The organism is Moorena sp., assembly GCF_982860115.1.
The window spans coordinates 47,387-55,129 of the sequence record NZ_CEYLVT010000020.1 but is presented as its reverse complement, the minus strand read 5'-3'; the positions used below and the strand labels follow the sequence as shown (position 1 = coordinate 55,129).

Here is a 7,743-nt window from a genome sequence, read left to right as displayed (position 1 = left end):
AACAAAAGCTACGATGTCTCCCAATTGTGAAACCTATCGTTATATCTCGATATGGACTATTGATCTAATCACATCGACTTAGTCAGTGTTAGTCAGTGGGAACCTTACACAGTTAGACATCTTTACAATCCTGCCTGGTGGGAGGTTATCTCCACTGGGCATCTACCTTTAGGGGATGTCAAGCTCTCAAGGTCAATAACTCCAACCCAGAAGTGGGTTGAAGTTATTACCGGGGGCTCGGTGCCAAGCTAACAGTTAAATCCTATGTAAATCCCATGTAAATCCTATATAAATCCTAGGGAGTGATATAGAACAATGTCTTTACAAGTCGAACTATTAGAACAAAGCTTTGATCAGATTAAGCCTAGCGCTACAGAATTTGTAGCCAGCTTTTACGAAAATCTATTTACCGATTATCCAGCAGCCCAGCCTCTGTTCGATACCACAGACATGGGTGCCCAAAAGAAAAAACTGCTGGCTTCCTTGGTACTGGTAGTAGAAAATCTACGCAATCCAGATACCCTCGGTGCAGCCCTCAAAGGACTAGGAGCGAGACATGTTAAGTATGGAGCGCTGCCAGAACATTATCCATTAGTGGGCAATAGCCTCCTAAAAACCTTTGAGCAATACTTGGGCGCGGATTGGACACCAGAAGTCAAGCAAGCCTGGGTAGATGCCTACGGAGCCATTACCACCATCATGTTGGATGGTGCGGATTATTCCTCTGAAGAAGTGGAGTTAGATTCCCCAAAACCAGAGGCCACAAAACCCAGCCCCCAACAGTATGAGGTGCCGGAAGCAAACATTAACTGGCCCTTAGTCGGTGGAGTGTTTGGAGCTGGTGGAATCGTCAGCCTTCTCTTGGCCCTGTTGTTGTAAGCCATGGGGATGTAAATAGTTAAAAATGGCAAGCAATCTAGGTAAGTTTTTTAAGCCCACTATTCTCCAATCCAAGGTAGTCATCATCGGTGTGATGGTGATCCTACTAACGTGGTTAGGCGCTGCCTTCGCTTTAGATCATCGCAGTGTGTTCCTTCCTGGCACTACCTCGGAGGGACATGTTTTGTTTGAGGTGTCCTGTAACTCCTGTCATGAGGGGTTTAAACCGGTCACCAACGAAACCTGTATGCGCTGTCACGAAGCCGAAATGGCAGCAGATACTCACGGAACTAAAAAGTTCCGTGACCCCCGTTGGGCTGAACTTTTAACCAAGATAGATGTACTGACCTGTACGGCTTGCCATAACGAACACGTCCATATGTTTGGGCGAGGAGTTCACCTCAAGCCAGATCTATGTATGGCTTGCCATGAAGGGATCATTACCGGTGAGTTAGCCAGTCATACAGGATTTACTCCGGATGGTTGCTGGACCGCAGGCTGTCATAACTTCCACGACCACCGCTCCATCTCCACAGGATTCCTACGTCAGAATCTTGATCAGTTGCCGATGTTGCCAGAACCTGTACTGTTGGAGCGGACAGTTACTGCGGAATTAGAAGAACCGCCTACTCCCGATTTAGGTGAAGAATTCCTGGGGAGCGAGTCATGAAAAAACTGATTGCCATTGTACTCGTCCTAATTGGTTTGGTATTGGTCAGCGGTATCCGAGGTAACGCAAACACTGCTATTGATGTAGCTACTAATGGGGGTGTGCCCAAAGACCCCGGTGCATCCCTTTCCCAAGCAGAATTAGTTGAAATTAATCAGTTGTGGGAAGGCAGTGCTCATGCCTTAGCAGACGTCAACTGCTCTAGCTGTCACCAAGACTCTGAAACTAAAGAATTAGTGGTTAAACCAACCCAGGAAAGTTGTCAAACTTGCCATGAGGTAGCAGTTGAGACGTTTTTGTATGGTAAGCATGGCATTCGGATCTCAGAAGGACTATCTCCCTTGACACCAGCAATGGCTCATTTGCCGATGAAAGAGTCAGCGATAGACAAGCAAATGAACTGCAACACCTGTCATAATGTCCATTCTGTAGATACCTGGCAAGCCTCTGTAGATTCCTGTTTAACCTGTCATAATGACAACCACTCCCTTAACTATCAAAACTCAAAGCATGCCCAACTATTTGCTGACCAAGGTACTTTACCCAGACCGAATGGTGAATCGGTGACCTGTGCTACCTGTCATTTACCTCGTCAGCAGCTGGAAAACACAGAAAACACAATTGTCGTTAATCACAACAATACCTTTACTCTTAAACCACGCGATCGCATGGTTAAGGAAGTTTGTATGAACTGCCACAGCGTCGAGTATAGCTATAACAGCATCTTCGACGATGAGCTAGTGGAGGAAAACTTTGCTGAACCTCCTACCCTAAAGCTAGAAACCTTTGATCTAGTTCGTGAATTTGAGAAGAAACGGTCGAGTAATGCTGAATAGTAGTAAAAGCTACTAATTAACGCTACTAATTAACGCTACTAGTAGTAAAAGCTACTAAATAAAGCTACTAAATAAAGCTACTAAATAAAGCTACTAGCTAACGCTAATCATTAAATTAGCGGTAGTCATAGCCATTTTATAGCCACGTCATACCAATTAAATACAACGAGAGGAGACACGAAATCATGGCAATCAAGACATTGCTACATCGCATGAAAACCAAAGCTGTAGGCTTAATTGCCTTAGGTTTAGCGATTTGCGTCACTGTTGTCGCTTGTGGTGGCGGTTCCACTCAGCAAGCTGCAGGTGTTGCTCCAGAATTAGTTGTGGATTATATCCATACCGTGCTCTTAGCAGACCGCACTGCTTACACCAAGCATGTCATTAACCGCTTGACGAAATTAGAAGGCAAAGAGAAGCCAAAAGGAGTAGTTGATGCGGAAGCCACTGAAGGTTGGCAACAAACTGGTGGTATTCCCCTACCAGCTCAGATGTTCCGTCTAGGAGCAGAGATTGCTTCTGAGAACGGACAGTTTACTTACGGCTTAATTTCCCCTTGGAACATCAACGATAACCAAGCGCCAAAATCTGAATTTGAAAAGAAAGCGATGGCAGAAGTGGTTGAAACTGGTGAGCCTTACATGGACTATCAAGAAATTGCTGGTACAACCTATTATTCTGCAGTCTACCCTGATAAAGCAGTGGCTGAAGCCTGTGTCTCTTGCCACAACACCCATCCTGTACACAAAGAGCGCTATCCCGACAAAGTCTTCGAGATGGGCGAAGTCATGGGTGGCATCATCATTAATCTGCCTCTAAAAGGCACCTAATTTTTAGGGGAAATGTGAGAGCAATCAGCTATCAGCTATCAGCAATCAGCTATCAGCTATCAGCTATCAGCTATCAGCTATCAGCTATCAGCTATCAGCGGTCAGCGATTAGCGCTACGCGCACGCTTGGCCTTTGGCCACGCTACGCGAACAGCTATCACCCAAAGACTGACGGCTGACGGCTGACGGCTGACGGCTGACGGCTGACTACTGACTGCTGAGTGCTGAGTGCTGACAAAATAGGTTTAACCGAAAAGCCACTATGTTATGAAGCCCAAATTTTCTACCTTAATCATCCTCACCTTCATCTGTGTGGTAATTCTGACTCCCTTTGCCCTCAGTCCCCTTTATCTACCGATGCTGCGGGACAATTATTTTAGATGGTATCAGCTTTTACAAGGGGAACTTTATAAGCAAATTACCGGCTATCTATCCCTAGCCTTTGTCTTGTTTGAGATGGTACTAACGGCTAGAAAGCGTAGTCGTGGCTGGATGATTAAGTTTACTATTCCTGGTTCTATGCAGCTGTGGCGCAGTTTACATATCTTTTTGGGAGTCGCCCTGTTAGGAACAACATTAATTCATACCATTGGGGCGACTGGTAAGAATTTTAATTCTATATTTCTGTGGGTATTTTTTGGTGTAACTCTATCGGCTCTAGTCGGTGTGGTGGCGGAAACTGGGGTGCTGGAATCTCCTAGAAAATATTTTGGTTGGGTGCCAGCAAAGGATGGCATTGGCACGATGCTACCGGGTATATCTAAAGGCCCCCTAATTCGTAATCTACGCTCTATCTGGCTATCCACCCATATCTTCCTAGTCAGTGTGTTCTTTGTCATGCTAGGATTTCACATATTTCTCGCCTATTACTATCAATGAATAGGCAATAGGGAACAGGCAATAGGCAATAGGGAACAGGCAACAGTGGCGTAGGGTGTGTTAGGGACGGGCTCGCCAAGACGCAAGCCATAGCAAGTGTTAGGTTGTTGCCCGTAACGCACCACCGCGTCAAATAGTAAAAGTGAGATGCACCCGATACGATTATTTTTTGGTGTTATGATAATTGAGTATTTTGTTTCATGATCTATTGGTAAATACTATATCAATAAATATAGCGTTTCCTAGTCTAGTCAGGTATATCTAAATTTTATTCACTGCTCCCTGCTCCCTACAACCCAGGAATTTAGACATCACCCAATTGAGAAATACTATAATGAATAGTGATAAAGGAACACTCAGGGCAAAACTCAGCATTGTTGTAGGAATAATCACTGTTGTATTCGCCGCTGGAACATTTTTCCTAACTCGTTCTGATGTATCTAGCCTTAGCACTTCGAGCGTGGCTGGGTTAGCTCTAATCAAGACAATGGCAAAGCAATCCCTACCGTATGAGCTTGCTTTAAGCAATAATAAGCCAACTGTAATAGAATTTTACGCTGACTGGTGTACCACTTGTCAATCTATGGCTCCCATACTAAATAAAGTACACCAACAGTATGGAGAAACCGTGAATTGGGTGATGCTAAATATAGATGACCCCCAGTGGGCTAAACCGATTGAAAAATACCGAGTGACTGGTGTGCCTCAATTCACATTTCTAGACAGTAATCAGCAAGAGACAGAAATCCTAGTTGGCAAAATACCTGAAACAATTATCAGTAAAGTGCTGCAAGAGCTATTATCCTGAAAACAGGATGACCAGAGGTGAAAAGTTACAGGTTAGAAAGTTACAGGTTATTAAACCTTAAACAAACCAACCTTAAACTTTCAACAACAAAATATTAAACAATATCTTTCTACAAAGCTGCCAACTTTAAGATACCGATATCAAAACTACGAGACATTACTGCACTAGTTAAGTCCGCACCGCTAAGATTAGCACCACTCAAATCCGCTCCCTGAAGGTTAGCACCACTCAAATCTGACCCCTGAAGGTTAGCACCACTCAAATCCGCTCCACGCAAATCGGCTTTGTGTAAGTTAGTTTCAGTCAAATTTGCCTTGATTAACCTAGCTGCAGTTAAGTCTATCCAACTGAGGTTAGCTCTAGTAAGGTTCGCTTCGGTAAGGTTAACCCCTTCTAAAACAGATACATAAAGCTGAGCACCACTGAGATTTATTCCCTCAAGATCTACCCAACTCAACATTTCCTCACTCAGATTTATGCCCCGAAAATCCCGTTCTCCCCTAGCATATCGCTTCAGTAGTTCCTCAGGATTGGTTGTGGTAAGTTGGCTAGATGGACTAGTGTACAACAGCATAGATAACCTCAAACGTGATCTGGATTGGGTCTGGTGTTAATCACAATTCCTTACAGATGGGAAATTGTAGACAGACCTTAATATGGCCAGTATCGAAGTCTGATGTTAGCGATCGCGTTTACGCAACCGTTTAGCAATGTTTAATTTAGTAGACTATTAGTAGACTAATTGAGTACACCTTTAAGATGAAAAACTTGCTCAATGTATAAGTGAATACAATATTAATTTAAATTTATGGTAATAGTTCATGAAGTGAAGGTATTTAAAACTAAGCGATCGCTTAGTTTTAAAAAAGCGAAAAAAACCATAATTTAGGAAAAAGCTTGTGTTGATAAAATTGTTTTATACCAGGGTGTATTATATAGAAATAAATCCTAAATTTTGGGTAAAAACTATTCCTGATTACCTTATAGTTACGAAACCATGTTGTGTGCTACCAATCTTGACCAGTATGTTCACAAATAACCTAGAATTGCTATATGCTTGAGCATACATTGAAATTTATTGGCTCGATTAAACTAGCTGTCCCTTTACTTAGTATGATTGTCGCTATCTTAATTGGGGCGACGTTTTACGAATCTCAGGTCGGGTCAACTACCGTGCAACAGGAGATTTACAAAAGTCCGTGGTTTGGAGCCTTAATGTTCCTACTAGCCCTCAACTTAGCGGTCTCAGCTCTGTATCGCTATCCCTGGCGAGGTGCGCGTAAAATCGGCTTTGCTCTGACCCATCTTGGTATCATCATAATTATCGCTGGTTCAGCGGCTGTAATCCACTTAGGTGTAGAGGGCATGTTACCTTTGCGCACCGATACGGCTTCGAGCAATCAGATTCGGGTTGAAGGGGAATTTGTGGAAGTGATGACACCATCATCAGAGTTGCAGCAGGCGGATGTATTGATCAAGCCAGATGGTTCAGTCATGCCCAAGCAAATTGGTAAACTGTCTTTGGTAGGCTACAGCGACAACACCATCAAAACAGTCAGTTTTACCGAAGGGGAAACGGCAGATAATCTAGCAGTAGATAATCCAGCTGTGCGATTACGCTTGAAAAGCGATCGCATGGGGCAAACCCTAGAGCGCTATTTAGCTGTAGCCCCAGTAGCCTATAGCAAAGTAGGAATTGGGCCAGCTGAATTAGAAATTATTCAGGTAGATACGGTAGCGACAGGAAAAGGAAAATCTCTGGTATCCCCCCCTGACGAAAAAAACCTGAGTCCTTGGGGAACCATCGAGGTAACGTCAAAAGAAAGGGACAAGATAGATACAGAGATTATCGATATAAAACAAGCTCTGTCATCCCAAGCCCCAGACTCCTCAGTCAAAGTAATCGATTTTTGGCCAGATTTCCGACTAGACGCCAACAACCAACCGACCACGGCCTCCCAACAACTGAGAAATCCCGCAGTACAGTTAGAGGTATCCACACCAGAAGGGCTTGAACGCTGGTTTGTGTTTGGAAAGGAAAACTTTCCCCCAATTCGTTCAGTGGTATCAGGACAACCCCTAGAAGGAATTGAGATTAGCTATAACATTCAACCCCAGGAATCACAGGATTATTTCCGGGTGATCGTGACTCAATCAGGTCAGCTATTCTATGCTGCCCATTCCTCGAAAGGATTTAAATCTGGGACTTTAGAGGTTGGAAAAGCTGTCAGTCCCGGTTGGGCAGACTTCCAAATTACCCTAGACGAGTATATTCCCCATGGCATAATCAATCGTCAAGTTATACCTGTATTTGACTCAACCGTTAAGGGAGTACCAGCTTTATTAGTCAGCACCGAAACCGGAACCCAAACCTGGTTACCCTGGGGCGAACCGACTACGATTAACGAACCAACAGGAGAAATCTTTGCTGCCTTTAGTCCCAAACTCTTGCAACTGCCATTTGCGATCGCATTAGAAGACTTCATCGTTGAACGCAATGAAGGCAGTGATTCCGTTGCCATGTGGACTAGCAAAATCCGGCTCGAAGACCGGGATCACAATGTCATCTCCCACCGCAACGTTTGGATGAACCATCCCACCTGGTATCAAGGCTGGAAAATAGCCCAAGCTTCCTGGAATCCCGGTGACTTAAAACAATCAACCCTACAAATCAAGCGAGAACCAGCCTGGGTAACTGCCTTAACCTGGACAGGCTCCGGTCTAGTAATCGGTGGCATCACCATCATGTTCTATGGTCGAGGGGTAGCCAAAAAACTGCGCCGCCAGCCAGAGGAGTCCGGAGTTCCCTTGTACTATCATTCCCCCTAGCATACTTTGTTC

9 protein-coding genes are annotated in these 7,743 nt (G+C 44.2%); 8 read left to right on the top strand and 1 reads right to left on the bottom strand.

The genetic code is table 11. From position 1 onward, the window contains the following. The first annotated feature begins 315 nt into the window (after positions 1 to 315). The 7 genes from AC4II3_RS06070 to AC4II3_RS06040 all read left to right on the top strand — a co-directional run bounded on the left by AC4II3_RS06070 (position 316) and on the right by AC4II3_RS06040 (position 4,902). Positions 316 to 879 carry a globin family protein gene (locus AC4II3_RS06070; protein WP_293079111.1) on the top strand — a complete coding sequence of 188 codons (564 nt, stop codon included), beginning with the start codon at positions 316 to 318 and terminating at the stop codon, positions 877 to 879. 25 nt (positions 880 to 904) lie between these two features. Beyond that, complete coding sequence (locus AC4II3_RS06065; RefSeq protein ID WP_488011633.1) at positions 905 to 1,549, top strand: cytochrome c3 family protein; 645 nt, start codon at positions 905 to 907, stop codon at positions 1,547 to 1,549. Further along, positions 1,546 to 2,385, top strand: a complete 840-nt coding sequence (locus AC4II3_RS06060) for a cytochrome c3 family protein (protein ID WP_488011631.1) — start codon at positions 1,546 to 1,548, stop codon at positions 2,383 to 2,385. The genes AC4II3_RS06065 and AC4II3_RS06060 overlap by 4 nt, the downstream gene beginning before the upstream one ends. Before the next feature lie 185 nt (positions 2,386 to 2,570). Beyond that, a complete protein-coding gene (locus AC4II3_RS06055) occupies positions 2,571 to 3,215 on the top strand; it encodes a Tll0287-like domain-containing protein (protein WP_488029115.1) in 645 nt (214 codons plus the stop codon). Next, entirely contained in the window at positions 3,215 to 3,394 is a 180-nt protein-coding gene (locus tag AC4II3_RS06050) for a hypothetical protein (protein ID WP_488029117.1), read from the top strand. The genes AC4II3_RS06055 and AC4II3_RS06050 overlap by 1 nt, the downstream gene beginning before the upstream one ends. 88 nt (positions 3,395 to 3,482) lie before the next feature. Continuing rightward, on the top strand, positions 3,483 to 4,094 hold the full coding sequence (locus AC4II3_RS06045) for a hypothetical protein (protein WP_488006457.1): 612 nt from the start codon (positions 3,483 to 3,485) through the stop codon (positions 4,092 to 4,094). A gap of 334 nt (positions 4,095 to 4,428) precedes the next feature. After that, positions 4,429 to 4,902, top strand: a complete 474-nt coding sequence (locus AC4II3_RS06040) for a thioredoxin domain-containing protein (RefSeq protein ID WP_488006455.1) — start codon at positions 4,429 to 4,431, stop codon at positions 4,900 to 4,902. A 109-nt stretch (positions 4,903 to 5,011) separates the two neighbouring features. Here AC4II3_RS06040 and AC4II3_RS06035 read toward each other — a convergent pair whose 3' ends face one another. Beyond that, positions 5,012 to 5,476 (bottom strand): pentapeptide repeat-containing protein, encoded by a 465-nt coding sequence (locus AC4II3_RS06035; protein ID WP_488006453.1) that lies wholly within the window; start codon positions 5,474 to 5,476, stop codon positions 5,012 to 5,014. Between the two features lie 479 nt (positions 5,477 to 5,955). Between AC4II3_RS06035 and AC4II3_RS06030 the strand changes: the two genes are divergently transcribed. Then, positions 5,956 to 7,731 carry a cytochrome c biogenesis ResB family protein gene (locus AC4II3_RS06030; protein WP_488006451.1) on the top strand — a complete coding sequence of 592 codons (1,776 nt, stop codon included), beginning with the start codon at positions 5,956 to 5,958 and terminating at the stop codon, positions 7,729 to 7,731. The last annotated feature ends 12 nt before the right edge of the window (positions 7,732 to 7,743 follow it).